The sequence below is a fragment of the Cohnella sp. GCM10027633 genome (assembly GCF_042675445.1).
GTDB lineage: Bacteria > Bacillota > Bacilli > Paenibacillales > Paenibacillaceae > Cohnella.
This window is the reverse complement of the sequence record NZ_JBHTGV010000018.1, coordinates 75,794-95,146: the sequence shown is the minus strand read 5'-3', so window position 1 is coordinate 95,146 and position 19,353 is coordinate 75,794. Positions and strand designations below refer to the sequence as shown.

20 protein-coding genes, 2 rRNA genes and 1 riboswitch are annotated in these 19,353 nt (G+C 57.0%); of the genes, 19 read left to right on the top strand and 3 right to left on the bottom strand.

Annotated elements, in window-relative coordinates:
* Both ACFQZG_RS25525 and rrf read left to right on the top strand, forming a co-directional pair.
* Nucleotides 1-112 (top strand): 23S ribosomal RNA (locus ACFQZG_RS25525); the annotation flags it as partial.
* Nucleotides 113-209: 97 nt separating this feature from the next.
* Nucleotides 210-326, top strand: a 5S ribosomal RNA gene (gene rrf, locus ACFQZG_RS25520).
* A gap of 62 nt (nt 327-388) precedes the next feature.
* Here rrf and ACFQZG_RS25515 read toward each other — a convergent pair.
* The gene (locus ACFQZG_RS25515) at nt 389-1,093 is read right to left on the bottom strand and encodes a metal-dependent hydrolase (RefSeq protein ID WP_378157574.1); all 705 of its coding nucleotides are present in this window, start codon (nt 1,091-1,093) and stop codon (nt 389-391) included.
* Between the two features lie 178 nt (nt 1,094-1,271).
* On the opposite strand from ACFQZG_RS25515, the gene ACFQZG_RS25510 reads away from it, so the two are divergent.
* The gene (locus ACFQZG_RS25510; protein ID WP_378157573.1) at nt 1,272-2,066 is read left to right on the top strand and encodes a formate/nitrite transporter family protein; all 795 of its coding nucleotides are present in this window, start codon (nt 1,272-1,274) and stop codon (nt 2,064-2,066) included.
* A 5-nt stretch (nt 2,067-2,071) separates the two neighbouring features.
* Nucleotides 2,072-2,989 (top strand): L-lactate dehydrogenase, encoded by a 918-nt coding sequence (locus tag ACFQZG_RS25505; protein ID WP_378157572.1) that lies wholly within the window; start codon nt 2,072-2,074, stop codon nt 2,987-2,989.
* Nucleotides 2,990-3,038: 49 nt separating this feature from the next.
* On the opposite strand, the gene ACFQZG_RS25500 is transcribed toward ACFQZG_RS25505, so the two are convergent.
* A complete protein-coding gene (locus tag ACFQZG_RS25500; protein WP_378157571.1) occupies nt 3,039-3,569 on the bottom strand; it encodes a transposase in 531 nt (176 codons plus the stop codon).
* 166 nt (nt 3,570-3,735) lie between these two features.
* Between ACFQZG_RS25500 and ACFQZG_RS25495 the strand changes: the two genes are divergently transcribed.
* The 12 genes from ACFQZG_RS25495 (at nt 3,736) to rsmI (ending at nt 14,678) form a co-directional block, all read left to right on the top strand.
* The gene (locus tag ACFQZG_RS25495) at nt 3,736-3,924 is read left to right on the top strand and encodes a sigma factor G inhibitor Gin (protein WP_378157570.1); all 189 of its coding nucleotides are present in this window, start codon (nt 3,736-3,738) and stop codon (nt 3,922-3,924) included.
* A gap of 137 nt (nt 3,925-4,061) precedes the next feature.
* Nucleotides 4,062-5,528, top strand: coding sequence for an aminotransferase class I/II-fold pyridoxal phosphate-dependent enzyme (locus tag ACFQZG_RS25490; protein ID WP_378157569.1), 1,467 nt, complete (start codon nt 4,062-4,064; stop codon nt 5,526-5,528).
* Complete coding sequence (wsfD, locus tag ACFQZG_RS25485; protein ID WP_378157568.1) at nt 5,525-6,985, top strand: glycan biosynthesis hexose transferase WsfD; 1,461 nt, start codon at nt 5,525-5,527, stop codon at nt 6,983-6,985. Before ACFQZG_RS25490 ends, wsfD begins: the two co-directional genes overlap by 4 nt.
* A 71-nt stretch (nt 6,986-7,056) precedes the next feature.
* Complete coding sequence (gene tmk / locus ACFQZG_RS25480; RefSeq protein WP_378157567.1) at nt 7,057-7,701, top strand: dTMP kinase; 645 nt, start codon at nt 7,057-7,059, stop codon at nt 7,699-7,701.
* Between the two features lie 216 nt (nt 7,702-7,917).
* The gene (locus ACFQZG_RS25475) at nt 7,918-8,247 is read left to right on the top strand and encodes a cyclic-di-AMP receptor (protein WP_378157566.1); all 330 of its coding nucleotides are present in this window, start codon (nt 7,918-7,920) and stop codon (nt 8,245-8,247) included.
* Nucleotides 8,248-8,269: 22 nt separating this feature from the next.
* Nucleotides 8,270-8,716, top strand: a complete 447-nt coding sequence (locus ACFQZG_RS25470; RefSeq protein ID WP_378157565.1) for a YaaR family protein — start codon at nt 8,270-8,272, stop codon at nt 8,714-8,716.
* A gap of 45 nt (nt 8,717-8,761) precedes the next feature.
* The gene (gene holB / locus ACFQZG_RS25465) at nt 8,762-9,739 is read left to right on the top strand and encodes a DNA polymerase III subunit delta' (RefSeq protein ID WP_378157564.1); all 978 of its coding nucleotides are present in this window, start codon (nt 8,762-8,764) and stop codon (nt 9,737-9,739) included.
* Nucleotides 9,740-9,741: 2 nt separating this feature from the next.
* A complete protein-coding gene (locus tag ACFQZG_RS25460) occupies nt 9,742-10,542 on the top strand; it encodes a PSP1 domain-containing protein (protein WP_378157563.1) in 801 nt (266 codons plus the stop codon).
* A 36-nt stretch (nt 10,543-10,578) separates the two neighbouring features.
* Complete coding sequence (locus ACFQZG_RS25455) at nt 10,579-10,953, top strand: initiation-control protein YabA (protein WP_378157562.1); 375 nt, start codon at nt 10,579-10,581, stop codon at nt 10,951-10,953.
* 185 nt (nt 10,954-11,138) lie between these two features.
* On the top strand, nt 11,139-12,707 hold the full coding sequence (locus tag ACFQZG_RS25450; protein ID WP_378157561.1) for a WG repeat-containing protein: 1,569 nt from the start codon (nt 11,139-11,141) through the stop codon (nt 12,705-12,707).
* Nucleotides 12,708-12,863: 156 nt separating this feature from the next.
* The gene (locus ACFQZG_RS25445) at nt 12,864-13,697 is read left to right on the top strand and encodes a tRNA1(Val) (adenine(37)-N6)-methyltransferase (RefSeq protein ID WP_378157560.1); all 834 of its coding nucleotides are present in this window, start codon (nt 12,864-12,866) and stop codon (nt 13,695-13,697) included.
* 45 nt (nt 13,698-13,742) lie between these two features.
* Nucleotides 13,743-14,678: a 16S rRNA (cytidine(1402)-2'-O)-methyltransferase gene (gene rsmI / locus ACFQZG_RS25440; protein WP_378157559.1), complete on the top strand. Its 936-nt coding sequence runs from the start codon at nt 13,743-13,745 to the stop codon at nt 14,676-14,678.
* A gap of 125 nt (nt 14,679-14,803) precedes the next feature.
* Here the strand turns inward: rsmI and ACFQZG_RS25435 are convergent, their stop codons facing one another.
* Complete coding sequence (locus ACFQZG_RS25435; RefSeq protein WP_027086730.1) at nt 14,804-15,058, bottom strand: AbrB/MazE/SpoVT family DNA-binding domain-containing protein; 255 nt, start codon at nt 15,056-15,058, stop codon at nt 14,804-14,806.
* 331 nt (nt 15,059-15,389) lie between these two features.
* Between ACFQZG_RS25435 and ACFQZG_RS25430 the strand changes: the two genes are divergently transcribed.
* From ACFQZG_RS25430 to ACFQZG_RS25420, 3 genes are all read left to right on the top strand, one after another.
* Nucleotides 15,390-16,682: an HD domain-containing protein gene (locus ACFQZG_RS25430; RefSeq protein ID WP_378157558.1), complete on the top strand. Its 1,293-nt coding sequence runs from the start codon at nt 15,390-15,392 to the stop codon at nt 16,680-16,682.
* 22 nt (nt 16,683-16,704) lie between these two features.
* The gene (locus ACFQZG_RS25425; protein ID WP_378157557.1) at nt 16,705-17,478 is read left to right on the top strand and encodes a TatD family hydrolase; all 774 of its coding nucleotides are present in this window, start codon (nt 16,705-16,707) and stop codon (nt 17,476-17,478) included.
* Between the two features lie 181 nt (nt 17,479-17,659).
* A riboswitch (cyclic di-AMP (ydaO/yuaA leader) is annotated at nt 17,660-17,880 on the top strand.
* A 259-nt stretch (nt 17,881-18,139) separates the two neighbouring features.
* Complete coding sequence (locus ACFQZG_RS25420; protein WP_378157556.1) at nt 18,140-19,294, top strand: resuscitation-promoting factor; 1,155 nt, start codon at nt 18,140-18,142, stop codon at nt 19,292-19,294.
* Nucleotides 19,295-19,353 lie beyond the last annotated feature (59 nt).

Here is a 19,353-nt window from a genome sequence, read left to right as displayed (position 1 = left end):
GAGATTTCCCAATTCGTAAGACCCCTTGAAGAACACGAGGTTGATAGGCTCGGGGTGGAAGCGCGGCAACGCGTGCAGCTGACGAGTACTAATCGGTCGAGGGCTTATCCTAATGACACGGATGGCCGCGGATGTTTCAACCACTTTCACCAACGCTTTGTTTCGCATCCAGTTTTCAAGGCGCAAGCCTTGATTCGAATGACTTCTGGTCTGGTGATGATTGCGGAGGGGTTCCACGCGTACCCATCCCGAACACGATCGTTAAGACCTCCAGCGCCGATGGTACTTGGACCGCAGGGTCCTGGGAGAGTAGGACGTTGCCAGGCTGGAGTCAACAAGAAGAAGCACCCTCGCGGGTGCTTCTTTGCGTTACCGGCAGAACTTGCCGTTACAGCTCCCCGGCCTTAACGGAAATACGTTCTCCCGGTGCCAGTACCTTCCCGCGCTGCTCTTGCGCCTTCAGACGAGCGACGAACGATTCGGCGTCTTGGCGAATCGGCGGGAACGAGTTGTAATGAACAGGTATGACGAGCTTCGCGCCGAACCATTGCGCGGCCAGCAGCGCATCGTCCGGACCCATCGTGAAGTGGTCTCCGATCGGCAACAACGCGATATCGATCGGATGGCGATCCCCGATTAGCTTCATATCCGAGAATAGCGCCGTATCACCGGCATGGAGCACGGTTAGCCCCTCCGCTTGAATCAGGAAGCCGGCAGGCACGCCTCCGTAGATGCTGCTTCCATCCTCCAGCGTAATGCCCGAGCTATGCAGCGCCGGTACCATTTTGGCCTTGGCGAAGCCGAGGTCGACCGTTCCTCCCAAGTTCATGCCGATCGAATTCAATCCTCTGCCGCTTAAGTAATCCGCAAGCTCTACGACGGCGACGATTGTCGCGTCGTTCGCTTGCGCGATCGCCGGCGCATCCAAGATGTGATCGTTATGCGCGTGCGTCAGCAACACGTACTGCGCTTGTATGTCCTCCGGCTTCGTCACTGCGATCGGATTGCCCCGCAAGAACGGATCGATGACGATCGACTTGCCCTCCGTAACGATCTGCACGCAAGAGTGGCCGTGGTAGATCAACTCCATCATGATTCCTCCTCGATTGGTCTCATTCACTTCTACCCAATAAGTACTTGCCTTCCCTCATCGTATCATGGCACCGCGTCTCTTACCAAACGCACCGGCCTGTGATGTACGTCACGTTGGCGATCCGATGGTTATGTTAGTGTAATACCAAGGACGAAGAAGACGGACGGTGATCGGATGTATGGAAGTCGAAGCGCTGCGCAAGGTCGAGCAGCTGGCGCTCAAGAAGCACGCCATCTATGAGCAGAGTCTGCTCAGATATATCGCCAGATCGATGTTAGCAAGCATGTTCATCGGTTTCGGCGTCATCGTCGCGTTCAAGACGGGTAATTACTTTTACCTGAAGCATTCCCCGCTGACTTACCCGATGGCCGCGATAACGTTCGGAGCCGCGATTATTCTAATCTCTTACGGAGGAGGCGACCTGTTCACCGGCAATACGTTCTACTATACGTTCGCTTCGCTACGGGGCAAGCTGAGGTGGCGGGATACCGCGAAGTTATGGGTGACAAGCTACGCGGGCAATCTGCTCGGGGCCGCGGCATTCGCGTTCATGATCTACACGACCGGACTGTTCGACGATGAGAACGTGAATGGCTTCCTCCTCAGCGTCGTCGACAAGAAGATGAACACTCCCGCAATGGAGCTGTTCTTCCGGGGCATTCTATGTAACTGGCTCGTCTGCCTCGCTTTCTTCGTGCCGATGTCGTTCAAGGACGACGGAGCGAAGATGTTCGCGATGATGCTGTTCGTGTTCTGCTTCTTCATCTCCGGCTACGAGCATAGTATCGCCAATATGTGTACGTTCGCCATTGCGCTCGTGCTGAATCATCCGGGTACGATATCGTTGGGCGGCGTCGTTCATAACCTCGTACCGGTCACGTTCGGCAATATGATCGGTGGCGGCATGTTAATGGCTTATATGTATAACTACGTGAACAAACCGCATATGCAAGAAGATGACCAAGGAGGCTGACTGCAATGAAAAAATCGAGAATCGTCATTATCGGCTCGGGCGCGGTAGGCGCGACGACCGCGTATACGCTCATGCTGCGGGACCGGGCGGATGAATTGGTACTGATCGACGCTAACCGTTCGAAGGCGAGCGGGGACGCGCTTGACATGAATCACGGCATTCCGTTCCTCGGCGGCACGAAGCTATGGGCGGGCACGTACGAGGACTGCAAGGGTGCGGATATCATCGTCATTACGGCCGGCGCGGCCCAGCGAGAGGGAGAACCTCGTACGGAGCTGTTGAAGCGGAACGTCGTTATTATGGAGAGTATCCTGGATGAAGTATTAAAATATAACGAAGACGCTATCTTGTTGCTCGCTTCGAACCCCGTCGATGTGATGAGCTACTTTGCGCTTAAGAAATCCGGATGGCCGGTCAACCGCGTCATCGGATCGGGTACGCTGCTCGATAGCGCGAGATTCCGCTACTTGATCGGCAGCCATCTCGGCATCGATCCGCGCAGCGTTCACGCGCATATCGTCGGCGAGCACGGCGACTCGGAGCTGCCGGTATGGAGCCTGGCGAACGTGGCGGGAATGGCGCTCGAGATCGAGGACACGGATAAGGAAAGGATTTTCGCGAATACGCGGGATGCGGCCTATCAGATCATTAGCGCCAAGGGGGCGACGTATTACGCGATCGCGCTTGCGCTCGACCGGATCTGCACGGCGATTCTACGCGATGAAGGAGCAGTACTGAACGTATCTACGCTGCTCGACGATTACCACGGCATTAGCGACGTATATCTCGGCGTTCCGTGCGTCGTCGACCGCAATGGCGTGCGGGAAGTGCTGAAGCTGAATTTATCCGAGGAAGAACATGCGTTGCTGCAGCGTTCCGCCGATAAGCTGAGGAGTCTTAACGAATCGATCGCCGGTAATTAAACCGAATATATCGCGAAAAAATAAAGCCCGCATCCGCGGGCTTTATTCGTTATTGGTGATAATACGAGACTTCGTCGGAAGCCAGGCGTATAATGCCGGCGCCTCTTTCTCTGCGCAGCTGCAGCAGCAGTCGGAATCGCGGCGAGAGCAGCCATAAGTGCCAATAGAGCAGCGCAATGACGAGCGAAGCATGCGCCCAAGGATAGAACAGTCCGGCGACGCAGCAACCGACGAGCATCAGATGGAAGTGAAGTCTGCGGAACAGCGCCAGTTGCGTATCTTGAATCGGCAACGGCCCGATCCAAGGCCAGTCGCGTCGGAACGACCATCTCTTGGCCGAGAACTTGTCGACGCGTCGAAGCGTAATGCGAAGGACAAGCGCATGGACGAGCAGCATGAGCGCGGCGGCGGCGGCGGACAGGAGCAAACCGATCCAACTATAGATGCCGAATAGGGCCGCGGGGACGAGCAGCGCGGTGGCCATGTAACTATATTTCCTCTCGGGTCTAAGCGAGATTCGGCGGATAAGCTTATAATGATAGAAAGTGGGGTCGTTCTTCGAAGCGGTGGACGTATTCAAGCCATGAGCCTCCTTGCCCGTTGCTTACCTGACAGCTTCTGTACCATAGTATCGGCCTAACGAGGATTGAATGTTAGGGCTCGCCCGATTCTCCGCTATGAATGCGTATATTTTCATAGACTTCGGGGAAGACTGTAAGGCATCAATAGGAAAGGGCTGGGGTGGGATGATGGAAGAGAATGCGCACAAGACGTGCATCGTCTGCGGGGAAGAGAAGGAAGAAGGCATTACGATCGTCACCCAATTCATCTGTCATTCATGCGAATCAACGATGGTTCAAACGAAAGTAGAAGACGAGAAGTATCCGTTCTTCGTCAGGCAAATGCGGCAATTATGGGTTAAATTTCATGCCTAATCGGGCTTAGAACGAAGCGTTGGCGCCTCTATGGGGGTACCGACGCTTCTTTCATTGTACCGACTTATCAAATTTGGCAGAACAAAGCCGAGTTGATACAATGGGACAATGGAAAAGCGGATAAGGAGATTCTCAGGATGACTATAGATAAGCAGAGAGCGCCGTTGTACGAGGCATTGGAGGCGCACGCGTCGCTTCGCGGTCATGCCTTCCACGTACCGGGCCACAAGCAACGGGCGGCATGGGATGATAAGAAGGCGGATCTTGCCTATCGGTCGCTGCTGCCGCTCGACGTGACGGAGCTCGCGGACACCGACGATCTGCACCATCCGCAAGGACCGTTGGCGGACGCGCAGCGGCTGGCCGCGTCCTGCTTCGGCGCAGATGAGACGAGCTTCCTGGTCGGCGGCAGCACGTCGGGCAATCTCGCGATGATTCTCGGAACGAGCCGGCCGGGCGATCTGTTCCTCGTCCAGCGCAACGTGCATAAGTCGATCATCCACGGTCTCATGTTAGCCGGCGTCCAAGCGGTCATGCTAACGCCGGCATTCGATCCGTTATCCGGGCTCGCCGTCATTCCGTCCGAGGAAGCGATCGAAGCGGCGTTGGACCGATATCCGAACGCTCAAGGCCTCATTATAACGGCGCCTAATTATTACGGAATAACCGCTCCGCTGGGGGCCATCGTACGGCTGGCGCACCGAAGAGGCGTACCCGTGCTTGTCGACGAAGCGCATGGCGCGCATCTGGGCTTTCACCCGGCATTCCCGGAATCGGCGTTGCGGGCGGGAGCGGACGTCGTCGTACAGTCGACGCACAAGATGCTGTCCGCGATGACGATGGGGGCGATGCTGCACATGCAAGGCAGCCTTGTCGATCGCGAAGCGATTAAGCAGGCGCTGCGCATGGTACAGAGCTCGAGCCCGTCGTTTCCGTTGCTCGCGTCCCTCGATCTTGCCAGAAGGCAGCTGGATACGAGCGGCGCAGCCGCGTTCGAGCCGGCGTTAACCGCGGCTAAGCTCGTTCTGGAACGGTTAGAGGATACGCCCTTCCGGGCCATCGGGTACGGGGCGTATGCGAACGATTCGCTGAGTTACGATCCGCTGAAGCTGACGCTCTTCGATACGTCGGGCAAGCTGAGCGGCAAGCGGCTGCAGGAAGAGCTCGCCGCCCGTCATTGCTTCGCGGAGATGGCGGACGACCGCTACGTCGTACTGGCACTCGGTCCCGGCAGTCGGTTGGCAGACGGCGAGGCACTGACGGATGCGTTGCGGGCGATCGCGGGTTCGATTCGCGATTGGCCGGAGCAACCGGTCGGCGCGGGCAACCTAAGCACGCCGGTGATCATCGCCGTGCCGGAACCGGTCGCGTTCCGCCGAGATAGACTTTCCGTCCGTTCCGTACGGCTGGAGGACAGCGTCGGGTTAACGGCAGGAGAATGGATCATCCCGTACCCGCCCGGCATTCCGGTTCTATACCCGGGCGAGGTCATTACGGATCATACGTTACGGCAGCTCGCGCGCTGGAGAGACAGCGGCGCGCGAATTCAAGGCGCGGGCGACGAGACGCTCGCGTACATCGCCGTTCAAGGAGAACAAGCATGAAGTCACGCGATATCCGCGCCACGATCGCATGGATCGTCGGCATCGGTTCGGCAATCTGTATCGTCGCGCTTATTATGATTCCCCCGGTACTCGGAGTAGCGGATAGCGGGGATTACGCCCGGGTGCTCGTAGGCGCGGGAATCGCGCCGCTCGATCCCGGCGAGTCGTATCACGACCGGTACTTCGGCTATGCGCATCGCTTATTCGGCTATGGCGGGTATATGTTCGGCGGGTACTTCTCCACACACGTCCTGCTTGTAATCGTAGCCGGGTGGATCGGAAGAATCTTCAGCACCGAGCACTTCGATATCCGCGTTCTCGGCGCTTGTTATACCGCGCTATACGTATGGGCCGTTATGCTATTGATCAAGCATACGCCCAAGGCGCATAGCCGTAAGGCGACGATCGCCGTTACCCTTGCGCTGTCCGCCTGCATCGTCTTCGTCTTCGGCGATATCGGATACGTCGTCTACTTCCAATCGTTCTTCGGCGAGCCGTACGCCTTAATCGCCACGTTGCTGACGGTAGCAGCCGTGCTTGCGCTGCTCACGTCGGACAAGCCGAGCGGCGCGATGTTCGCTCTCTTCGCCTTGGCCGCGCTCGCGCTCGCTACCTCCAAGATCCAGAACGCTCCGATTGGGTTCGCGTTCGCGGCGCTCGCCTGGCGGATGTTGCAGCTGCGAGACGACAGGAGATGGCGCAAGCAAGTGTGGACGGGCATAGCGGCGCTTGTCGTCTGCTCGGCGCTCATGATCGTCGTCGCGCCGGATCGGCTGAAGCACACGAACCTCTATCAGTCGATTTTTTACGGCGTGTTGAAGAATACCCCTCATTTGTCCGCGGACATGAAGGAGCTGGGCATTCCGGAGAAGTATGCGGGCAACGCGGGAACGAATTATTTTCAGAAAGATACCGTTATCCCCCAAGGCGACCCGATTCTGCACCGGGAAGTGCTGGAGAAGCTGAGCCATAAGGACATCGCGCTCTATTATGCGCGCCATCCGTTGCGGTTTATCCAGAAGCTCGAAGTCGCGGCCGACAATGCGGTCTATATCCGTCCGGGATACTTGGGCAACTACGATCAATCCGCTGGCAAACCGTGGCGAGCGTTATCGTATACGTACAGCGCTTGGAGCCAGTGGAAGGCGGAGCATATGCCGCGAACGTTAGCCGTCTTCGTCGCGTTTTATGCGATATACTACCTGTCGCTCGCGGCGATATGGCTGCGAACGCGGTCGAGGAGGCTGCGGCTGGGCTTGGAGACGATGGCGATCGTCGGCGTCGCGGGGTTGTTCGCCGTGTTCGTCGCCATTATCGGGGACGGGGAAGCGGACATGGGCAAGCATCTGTTCATGTTCAACGTCTGCTTCGACCTGATGGTCGTCAGCGTCGTTACGGGGGCCGCTTACGGCATGGCGAAGCTCGTCGGATCGGGGATATTCGCGAGGAGCGGGTAGGCTGTACCGGGTCGTCGGACTTGTATATAATAGCAGAGGGTCGTACTACTGATGATCGGGGAAAACCGTACATGCGCAAAGGTTACTTTATAACGATAGAAGGCAATGAAGGCGCGGGCAAATCGACGATCGTTACGAAGGCCGTCGAATATCTCGAGTCCAAGGGAATCGACGTCGTCGCGTCGCGGGAACCGGGAGGCAGCGAGATCGCAGAGCAGATCCGTTCGATCATTCTCGACGTGCGCAACACGAAGATGGACGGCCGGACGGAGGCGCTCCTGTACGCGGCGGCCAGACGTCAGCACTACGTCGAGAAGATCGTGCCGACCCTCGAAGCGGGACGCACGATGATCTGCGATCGCTTCATCGACAGCAGCTTGGCGTACCAGGGTCATGCCAGAGGGTTGGGCATCGACGAGATTCTCGGGATTAACGAATTCGCGATCGAGGGTACGTATCCGGACTTGACGCTATACTTGGAAGTCGAGCCGAAGCTCGGCATCGCGCGAATTAACGCGAACAAGAACCGGGAGGTCAACCGGCTCGACGTGGAACCGTCCGCGTTCCACGAGAAGGTGCGCGAAGGGTATCAGGAAGTCGTCCGCAGATTCCCCGAGCGAATCGCGATTATCGACGCGAACGGCACGGTCGACGACGTTTTCCGTCAAGTGAAGCATGCGTTGGACCGATTCGTGGGCAGTAGCGGAATCGCATAGGCTTGAATAAGGTAAAGGAGCGGACTCGGCGTCGCTCCTTTTGTCGATTAAATGCGGGAAGCTCGGTTTAATAGACTCTAAAGATGTCTAATATTATAATTAGTCTATTCAAGCGTAAACCCCAGGGCCCGTAAAAAGAGGATTTCGGCGTTACTTGTCCAATTTGTATAGTAAGGCAGACAGACCCCAATTCAAAGATCGAGGAGGGCCTGAACGATGAAACTACTTATAGCGGTAATTCAGGATAAAGACAGCAATCGGTTGTCGAACGCTCTTATTAAGGAAGGCTTCCGCGCGACGAAGCTCGCGAGCACGGGCGGCTTCCTCCGGGCGGGCAACACGACGTTCCTCATCGGCATCGAAGACGAACGCGTGCAGAGCGCGCTCGACGTGATTCGCGCCAACTGCAAAGTGCGCGACCAGCTCGTTACGCCCGTATCGCCGGTTAGCGGCGCGGCCGATTCCTACATTCCGTTCCCGGTCGAAGTTCAAGTCGGAGGCGCGGCGGTGTTCCTCCTGCCAGTCGAACGATTCGAGCACTTCTAATGCGACTGGACGGTGATCGGACATGAAGATACAACCGCCGGGGTATCCGCTCATCCATAAGGCGACGCCGAGGGGCGAGCCCGCGAACCGTCCGCAGCAGGCGTTCAGCTTCGGAGACATGATGCAGCAGCAGGACGAGCAGCGCACGCAAGAAGAGCTGCAGCGGAAGCTGGAAGACATCCGCCTGCAAGGCGACCGGTTAGCCCGCTCGATGACGGTTCGGGAGCTCGTGCTCTACCGTCAGATGGTCCGGATGTTCCTCGAAGATACGATCAAGCGCGGCATCGGCCTCAAGGAGACGAGAGGCTGGGATCGCCGCGGCCGCGGCAAGCGGTACAAGCTGCTCGAGGAAGTGGACGCGATGCTCGTCGCGATGGGCGACGAGCTGCTTCGGACAGAAGAAGGACGTATCGACCTGCTGAATAAGGTCGGGGAAATACGCGGTATATTAATCAACTTGGTATTCTAGCCGATCGCAGGGCGTTGTCCTGCCGGTCGCGAAGGAGTTCTCAGCATGGGCTTTGAGCACATACACGGACAGGAGCGGGCGAAGTCGCTGCTGCGAAGCGCCCTGTCCACGCGCAAGATCGCCCATGCATACCTGTTCGCGGGACCGAGCGGCTCCGGCCGCCGGGAGATGGCGCGCGCGTTCGCGCAAGCGATATTCTGCGAACGCGGCGGCGCGGACGCTTGCGGGGAATGCTTGTCCTGCCGCAAGGTGTTGCATGGCAATCATCCGGATCTGCACGTCATATCGCCGGACGGCGCAACCGTCAAGATCGAACAAATTCGCGCCTTGCAGCGCGAATTGTCGTATCGGAGCGCCGGAGCGGGATACAAGGTATATATAATCGAAGACGCCGAGACGATGACGACGCAGGCGGCGAACAGTCTGCTGAAGTTTCTCGAGGAACCGCCGGCCCCGGTCGTCGCCGTTCTGCTCGCGCCAAGCGCGCAGGCGGTGTTGCCGACGATCTTGTCCCGGTCGCAGCTCGTCGCGTTCGTGCCCGGAGACCGGGAAGCGCTGGAAGCCGCGCTGATCGCGGAAGGCAAGCCGCCGCTGCTCTCGCGGGCCGCGGTGAATCTGGCATCCGGCCTAGCGGCTAGCCGGAAGTTGGTAGAAGAGAATTGGTTTGCAGAAATTCGAAACGTAGTGATACAATTAGGCAGGGAGCATCCGTCCCGGTTCTCTGCGAATGTGCTGCAAGCGCAACAGCAGGTGTTTAAGACGGACCTCTCGGAACATGTCGAAGTCTTGCTGCAGCTGCTTGCGCTGTGGTATAGAGATATGATTTACGCCATGACCGGACGAAAGCAGCAGTTGGTGTTCCCGGATCAAGAAGAATTCCTCGCGAAGGCCGCATGGACCCGGACGATCGACGGCTGGGTGGCGGTGATGGAGTCCGCGCTTATGGCGGCAAGGCGAATCAAGGCTCACGTGCCGCCGCAATTGGCGCTTGAGCAATTTCTGTTGAACGTGCGGGAGGGATAGATTTGTACGATGTCGTCGGCGTCCGCTTCAAGAAAGCGGGCAAAATCTATTATTTCGATCCCGCTGAGCATCCGGTGTCCAAAGATCAACATGTTATCGTCGAGACGGCGCGGGGCGTGGAATACGGCAAGGTCGTCGTCGGGCCGAAGACCGTAGGGGAAGCCGACGTCGTGTTGCCTCTCAAGAAGGTCATTCGCGTCGCCGGAGAGACGGACGCGAAGGCCGTCGACGAGAATCGCAGCGCCGCGAAGAACGCGTTCTCCGTCGGTTTGCAGAAGATTAAGGACCACGCGCTTAAGATGAAGCTCGTGGACGTGGAATACACGTTCGACCGGAATAAAATCATCTTTTATTTCACGGCTGAAGGGCGCGTCGATTTCCGGGAGCTGGTCAAGGACTTGGCCGGCGTCTTCCGGACCCGCATCGAATTGCGGCAGATCGGCGTACGCGACGAAGCCAAGATGCTCGGCGGAATCGGTCCGTGCGGGCGCGTACTCTGTTGTTCCTCGTGGCTAGGCGATTTCGAACCGGTCTCCATCAAGATGGCCAAAGACCAGAACTTATCGCTGAACCCGACGAAGATCTCGGGGCTATGCGGCCGCCTCATGTGCTGTCTGAAATACGAGCACGACAATTACGAGAGTGCCAAGGAAGAGTTGCCGGCCGTCGGCAGACTCGTCGTCTCCTCGATGGGCGAAGGCAAAGTCGTCGGCATTAACGTCGGCAGCAGAAGCGTTCACGTGCAGCTGTTCGAACTTGGCAAAGTGAAAGAGCTGCCCTTTGACGACGTCGTCTTGAAGTGACGATCGCGACATACTCGGATGCCTTGAGGTGGATGGTTGTTCATGAAAGATATATTCGCTCGCGTGAATGAGCTTGAGACGCATTTGGGAACCGTGCACACCGATTTCGGGGCGCTCAAGCAGACGATCAAGGAGCTGCTCGAAGAGAACCAGCGGCTTCGGATCGAGAATCAGCAGCTGCGCAAGGTGCTCAAGCGAGAGAATGAGCCGGCGGAGGCTCTCCCGGTAGCGGCGGAACAACCGGCTGCCGTCAAGGGAGACAAGCCCGCGGCGGCCCTGCCGGGCGTCGGCGAAGGCTACGACAATCTGGCGCGGTTATATCACGAAGGCTTTCACATCTGCAACGTCTACTACGGGCACCTGCGGATGGAAGGGGATTGCTTGTTCTGTTTGTCTTTCCTTAGCAAGTAACATACTGTCGAACCGCCCGGAGCGAGCGCTCTCGGCGGTTTTTTTGTTAGATACGCCAAAATGCGACTTTTAGGCCATGGAAAAAATACCCACCAACAACCAAAATAGAACTAATCATCATAGACATCTCGTTGGGGGAAGCAATAATGAAGAAGAGATACGCGTTAGGATTAGGAATCGGATTAATGATACTGACTATGCTGCAGCCGGTCTATGCGGAATCGGAAGCGACTCCGCTGACAATTGCTGCCGAATACGACGACGTCGGGGATTTTCAAGGAGGCTTCGCCGCGGTGGAGATAGGCGGAGACTGGGGCGCCATCGACAAGACAGGGAAACTCATCGTTGAACCGCGATTCGATTGGATCGAGGACTTCATTGACGGTTATGCGCTTGCGGGTAAGTATACGAAGTCGATTGCTCCGGATGGCAAGTCCGCCAGCTATGTTAATCTGCGGGGATTGATCGAGAAGAAGTCGGGCGAGGTTATTCTGGAGCCGATCTATAACGAAGTCCAATGGCGGGGCGACGGGGTGCTCGCCGTTGCGAAAGACGAGAAGTACGGCCTCTTCGATCTCGCAGGCAACTCGCTTGGAGAGGCTCGGTTCCAATCAATCGGAGAATTCAAAGAAGGGCTTGCGCAAGTATCCGTGCCGCATGGATCCGACGACTACCGCTTCGGCTTCATCGACCTTACGGGCAAGCTGGTCATTCCGACCGTGTACGAGGGCGTCTTCGCGAAGTTCGAGTCCGGGCTTGCGATCGTCGGGAAATCCGGCAAGTGGGGAGTCATCGATAAGAAAGGGAAGATCGTCATTCCGTTCCAATACGACAAAATGTCGTCTTCGTTCGTCTCCGGCTACGCGGCCGTCGCGAAGAAGGGCAAATGGGGCGTCGTCGATACGAAGGGCAAGCTGGTCATTCCGTTGAAGTACGACGAGGTGGAGGTTGGCCCTCAAGCGATCATCGAGTATGGCATCATGCGTAAGCCGATCGTGAAAGGCTCGTTGCAGAAGAGACAGATCGTCGATCGGAACGGGAACTATCACGATGCGGACTGGGGAGCGATCGACCTTCGCACGCGTAAAGCGATCGTCCCTCCGCAATATCAGAACGTCGAAGTCCAAGCGGACGGACTCATCATCGTCAAGAAAGCGGACAAATACGGCATCGTCGATCGGACGGGCAAGCCGGTCGTTCCGGCGAAGTACGTCCGGATCAGCGATTACCATGATCCCGCACGGAAACGCATCTATGTTGTACGGACCAAGGATCAGCTGGGGATCTATAATCCGGCGACGAAGCAGGGCGTTATCCGGCTATACGGGTACGAATCCGCCGAATTCTACGACTATAAGGCCGAACTGGAATCCATGTATCCAGACGTCGTGCGCGTCCATACGACAAGCAACAAATGGGGGCTTCTCGACCTGACGGGCAAAGAAATCGTTAAGCCTGCGTACGACGACATCGCCGACTTCTCGGAAGGGTTAGCCGCGGTCAAGCTAAACGGCAAATACGGTTTCATTGACGCGAAGGGCAAGTTGGTCATCAAGCCGCAATACGAGAGCGTCGGAACGTTCCGGGAAGGCTTGGTTTCCGTGAAGAAGAGCGGCAAATACGGCTTCGTCGATAAACGCGGCGCAGAGATCGTCCCCCCTCAATTCGATCGCGTGCACGAATTCAGCGACGGGTTGGCGGCCGTGAACGAGAAAGGTAAGTGGGGCTTCATCTCGAACCCGTTGACCAAATAAGATGAAACGTAAGCCCCGCAAGGGGCTTTTTATTATGCAATCCCATGCGTTCCGGTGCCCCGGACTGGCACGAAGCGGCGAAATCGAGTAAGCTAGTGGGCGTAGAGGACGGATCGGCGAACGGCCGGTTCGACGGAGAACGGAGGAAGACGAAGCGTGAACGATGCGAACGAAGAGGGCGGAGCGGCGCTGCAGCCAGGCGAGCGACTCGACGACCTGTTGACCCATAACTTGAAAATCATCCAAAGTCCCGAGGTGTTCAGCTTCTCGCTCGACGCGGTGCTGCTGGCTCGGTTCGCGGGGGTTCCTCCTCGCGGACGCGTGCTCGATCTGTGCACGGGCAACGGGGTTATTCCTCTCTTGTTGACGACCCGCACGGAAGCGCGAATCGACGGGGTGGAAATCCAGCCGCGGCTCGCGGACATGGCGACGCGCAGCGTCAGGTTGAACGGACTCGGGGAGCGGATCTCGATCATCGAGCAGGATCTGCGCGAGTGGCGGGTTGGCGGCGACCATGAGCTATACGACGCCGTTACCGTCAATCCGCCGTATCTTCCGCTGCAAAGCGGCGATCATAAGGGCAATCATCATCAAGCGATGGCGCGCCATGAGCTCGGATGCAAGCTGGAAGACGTCGTAGCCGCATGCGCGAGGTCGGTTCGCCGCGGAGGGCGGGTGTCGATGGTGCACCGGCCTTCCCGGCTTGCCGACATTATCGACTTGATGCGGAGGCACAAGCTGGAGCCGAAGCGAATCCGGTTCGTCCACCCCCGCAAGGAAGCGGAAGCGAACATGGTATTAATAGAAGCAACGCGCGAAGGCAGGCCGGAAGTTCGGTTGCTGCCGCCCGTCATCGTCTATGGAGACGACGGGGATTATACGCCGGAGCTGCTCGCGGTATTCTACGGAGAAGCGGCTGAACTGCCCGGCTTCCAACGGACGAACGGACGCACGCACGGGCCGATCGATAGCGGCAAGCCAGAGGGATAGAACGTTCGAGCCTGACGAAGATTTTTATATCAAGGAGGAGACGCAATGACGGAGCGGGACACGCAGGGCGCGGAACAGAACGTGCAAGCAGCGAGCGTACAGCGCAGCTTCGCGGCGAGAGAGCGTCCGGGAACGTTGTACTTGGTCGCCACGCCGATCGGCAACCTGGAAGACATGACGTTCCGCGCGATTCGCACGCTGAAGGAAGTTCAGTTGATCGCGGCGGAGGATACGAGGCAGACGCGCAAGCTGCTGACGCATTACGATATTCAGAACAGGCTCGTCAGCTATCATGAGCATAACCGGGAAGCGAGCGGTCCGGAGCTAATCCGTCTGCTGCTTGACGGGCAGAGCATCGCGCTCGTTAGCGACGCCGGCATTCCGGCCATCTCGGATCCGGGCGCGGAGCTCGTGGCCGCGGCGGTCGCGGACGGAATCCCCGTCGTGCCGATTCCGGGAGCTAACGCGGCGCTGTCCGCGCTCATTATCTCGGGCTTGCCGACCGATCGCTTCCTGTTCGTCGGGTTCCCTCCGCGGGAGCGCAAGGGCATGGCGAAGCTGATGGACGGCTTGGAAGGGGAGACCGGCACGATCTTGTTCTACGAATCGCCGCACCGGCTGAAGAAGACGCTCTCCTTCATCGCCGAGCGATGGGGATCAAGAGGAATGGCGATCGTGCGCGAGCTGACGAAGCGTCACGAGGAAGCGGTCAGAGGAACGGTCGAGGCGTGTTTGGCCCACGTGGAACAGAACCAGCCGCTCGGCGAATGCTGCATCGTGCTGCAAGGCCGCTCCGCCTCCGCCGAAGGCGCCGCATCCGAAGGCTCGGCGGCCGCATGGTGGTCGCAGCTCTCGCTGGCCGGGCACGTGGAAGCTTACGAATCGAGGGGGCAGAATCGCAAGGAAGCGATGAAATCCGCGGCCTCTGATCGAGGCGTTACCCGGCGGGACGTGTACCAAGCGTTACTCGGGGAAGCGTGATCGCCGACAACGCCGAATCGCAAAAAAAACCCTCCCGATACGAATTCTCGGGAGGGTTGCAAGGAGTTATAAAAAGGTTAGAATTAACATTTGTAAGATTACAAATTCATTATAAACTATTTTCTTTAATTTGTCACAGGTGAAGGCAAATCCTTCAAACATTCTCTGCAAACAATTTTACCTTTGAAGTAAGTAACGTTCTCCGCGTTGCCGCAGAAGATGCATGCAGGCTCGTATTTCTTCAGCATGATGCGCTCTCCGTCTACGTAAATCTCAAGCGCGTCTTTCTCTCCGATGCCCAGCGTACGACGAAGTTCGATCGGAATAACCACCCGGCCTAGCTCATCGACTTTACGGACGATACCCGTGGATTTCATCATTTGGAATTACCCCTCTCTAAAGGTTAGAATGATATTGCATAATGGACCTATTGTCCAGAGTTTGTCCTGGTCGCCAGTATTCGACAAAACATTCGACAAAGTTCTCTGTTTTCCGATCTCTATAGTACCAACCATTCCCAAAAAAGTCAACCTAGAAGCGGCCTAAAATTGAGGTTTTTCTAATGATAATCTTATAATATAAGGCAGAATTACGAACGGCCGCTTAAAAATCGATGAAAGTGAATAGGGAATTGAAATTCGACTTAATTCGACAAAAATCGATTTTATCCCTCACGTTTGTCGAATAATCTGATTTGTCGAGGTGAATGCGATGCTGGCAAAGCTCGAGGAAGAGAAAGTATTCAAGGATCCGGTACACTCCGCCATCTACGTGCAGGACATGACGATTTGGAAGCTGATCAACACGCGCGAGTTCCAACGCCTTAGAAGAATCCGTCAGCTCGGTACGTCCTATCTGACCTTCCACGGCGCGGAGCACAGCAGATTCTCGCATTCGCTCGGCGTCTACGAGATTACGCGCAAGATCATATCGCAATTCGAACGCAACGGTTATACCGACTGGCCGAGAGAAGAGCGATTGCTCAGCCTATGCGCGTCGCTGCTGCACGATATCGGCCACGGTCCCTTCTCCCACTCGCTCGAAGAAGTGTTCCATACGCATCACGAGGAGTGGACGTGCGAGATCCTATTAGGGGATACCGAAGTGAATCGCGTGCTGCGGGAAGTGTCCGAAGATTTCCCGCAGCAGGTCGCGGCCGTCATTCGCAAAACCTACGACAAGCCGATCGTCGTCAGCCTCGTCTCGAGCCAGATGGACGCCGACCGGATGGATTACCTTCTGCGCGACGCGTACTTCACTGGCGTCAACTACGGTACCTTCGATCTCGATCGCATTCTCCGCGTGCTGCGTCCTTATAAAGGAAAGATCGTCGTCAAAGAGAGCGGCATGCACGCGGTGGAAGACTATCTCATGTCCCGATATCAAATGTACTGGCAAGTGTACTTCCATCCCGTTACGCGCAGCTCGGAGATCGTGCTGAGGCAAATTTTCCGAAGGGCCAGCGAACTGAAGCGGGAAGGCTACGCGTTCGGATTCATGCTTCCGCCGATCGCGCAATTATTAGAAGGAACGCTAACGCTGTCGGATTATCTGCAGCTCGACGAAGCGATGGCGCAGACGGCATTCGGACAATGGACGCGCGAGGCGGACGGGTTGCTGTCGAATTTATGTCGTCGATTCCTGGATAGGCAGCTGTACAAGTACACGCCGTTCGAGCATAAGGACGAAGCATGGTTATCGGAGCTGAGGGAGGAGTGGCGCGAGATCGGCCTGAATCCCGACTATCACCTGGAAGTCGATACGCCGTACGATTCGCCTTACGATATCTATAAGCCGGAATTGCTGCCGGGCAGCCGCGGGAAGCTTCCGATCCTGCTCCTGGACGATCGGGAGCAACTGACGGAGATATCCGTGAAGTCCGATATCATCCGTTCGATCGCGGGCATCCACCAAGGCAAATATTATATCTATTACCCTGCCGACGAAGTACAGAAACACATATCCAAGCTGAGCTCGGAAACTATTAGCAAGCTCACTATATAATAGAAGGGAGACAACTTCCGACATGCTTATCGACACCCATGCGCACTTAGACTCCCCGAAATTCGACAACGATCGAGAAGAGATGATCGCGCGCGCGCAAGCGGCGGGAATCGACACGATCGTCAATATCGGCTTCAATCGGGACACCATTCCTTCGACGATGAAGCTGACCGAGCGGTATCCGTTCATCTACGCCGCGGTGGGCTGGCACCCCACGGACGCGATCGACATGCGGCTGGAAGAAGATCTCGCTTGGATCGAATCGCTGTGCGCGAATCCGAAGGTCGTCGCGATCGGGGAGATCGGTCTCGATTATTACTGGGACACGTCGCCCAAGGAGCTCCAGCATACGGTGTTCCGCGAACAGATCCGGCTCGCCCGCAAGCTGAACAAGCCCATCGTCATTCACAACCGCGACGCCCACGAGGATATCGTTCGCATTCTGCGCGAGGAGAACGCTTCCGAGGTCGGCGGCATCATGCATTGCTTCTCCGGCAGCTGGGAAATGGCCAAGCTGTGCCTCGATATGAACTTCTATATTTCGTTCGGGGGACCGGTCACTTTCAAGAACGCGAGGGTGCCTAAAGAGGTGCTCGCGAACGTTCCGATGGACCGATTATTGGTCGAGACGGACGCTCCGTATTTAACGCCGCACCCTCATCGCGGGCAGCGGAACGAATCCGCTTACGTGCGTCTCGTCGCCGAGACGGCGGCTGAGATTAAAGGGCTTAATTTGGAAGAAATCGCCATTATTACGAGCGAGAACGCACGTCGCTGTTTGAGTCTACCGAGATAAAACGGTTACAATCGAAGAAAAAACGATCAGCGCGTAGAAAAAACTGTTTTTTGCCTCGCTAATTGCGGTTTTTACCGTACAATTCACGAAAATACGGCCAAATACGTCCTTTGCCCCTTCTTTACACACGAAGTAGGTAGAAGGTATCATCTAGAGCAGAAGTTTGAATATGGCATCCCTTTTCCAAGTAACGCTTAATCTCCGAATCGGAGAGCGGGGGACCCGACGCGGCGACGACGTGGCATCATTCGTCCAATGCGGTCCGAGCAATCTTGGGGTGAATTTCGCAAGGTCGATCAGGCGGCTTCCAGCTGAAGCTTCGCAGGATCGTGCCGAGCGGATAGGGCGACTCTCTTCGTCCGAACCCGACAGCTAACCTCGTAAGCGTAATAGAGAGAGGTCAACCTCGTGCTGCCCCATTCCCTTTATTCATGAAGCGGAAGCCACGAACAGGTCCTCTGTCAGTGGCTTTTTGTGTTGAACAAAAGGTTCATGAACGGTTGTACCGGGTACGAACGACCTTAGATTTGGAGCAAGGCGGCGCTGCGAAGAGTCCGGCCGCAAGGCATCTCGCACGTGTCGTTATCACAACGGATAGTCGCGTCAGACAACAGTCAATGCATCACAGTCGACGGCGGGGCTATGAAGGAGGAACGAGAAAATGGGGGAAGTTCCTGTTCTGGAAACCCATGATCCACGACCGACCGGCAAGCTTATCGCACTGCTGCGATGGAAACCGGAGCAATTGCGCATCGTCCTGCTCGGCGCAATTCTCGCATTCGCAATCCTCATCATGTTCGTGTCGTTGCTGCAACCGGCGGCGGCCAAAAACATTTCCATCGTAGACAACGGATTGACGACAGTCATCCAAACGCGGAACTCCGATATACAGGACGTTCTGCAAGAGCATCGAATTCGGGTCGGTCCATACGATCGTCTGTCCTTGACGACGGGGCGATTGGAAGAAGGCAGCACGATCGTCATCGATCGCGCGAAGAGCATTACGGTTACGGCGGACGGCAAAGAAGCGATCAAGCATACGGCGGCCGATACGGTCGGGGATGCTATAGAAGAGCTGAACGTCGCGCTGGGCACGGAAGACAAAGTTACGCCCGCACTGAATGCGCCACTGACAGACGGAGTGAACGTCGTCATTAAGCGCGTCCGCACGGAAGTCGTGGAGACGTCGCACGCGGTCGCCTTCGAGGTCGTCGAGCAGAAGAACGCGAACCTCGCGGAAGGCAAGAAGAAAGTCGTCAAGACGGGCCAACAAGGACAAGTCGTCGTTCGCACGGCGAAAGTGTACGAGGACGGCAAGCTCGTGACGGAGAAGGTAGTGGAGAAGACTGTCTCCAAGCCGGCCGTCCAGCAGGTCGTGGCCATCGGCACGAAGAAACCGGAGGTCAAGACGCTTGCGTATAACGGCAAGCCGTCGGCTTCCGAAGCGAAGACGGTGAAGCTGAACGGCAAGTCCGTGAAGGTCAAGCGCATGCTGAGCAACGTGACGCTGACGGCGTATTCCGCCGGCTTCGAGTCGACGGGCAAGCGCAAGGGCGACGAAGGTTACGGCGTGACGTCGTCCGGCGCGACCGTTCAGGAAGGACGTACGATCGCCGTGGACCCGAAGGTCATCCCGATCGGTTGGTGGGTGTACATCGAGGGCATCGGCTTCCGTCGCGCGGAAGATACGGGCGGCGCGGTCAAAGGCAAGAAGATCGATGTCTATTACGACAGCGATAAGCTTGCCGACCGGTTCGGCACGAAGAGAGGCTATACGGTCTACGTGATCGGTCCGGTGAAACCGTCGCTCAGTTAATCCGGGCGCGCGGACGTTCATCGCGGCACGCTCGCGGAACCAATCGGGAAGAGGCGTCA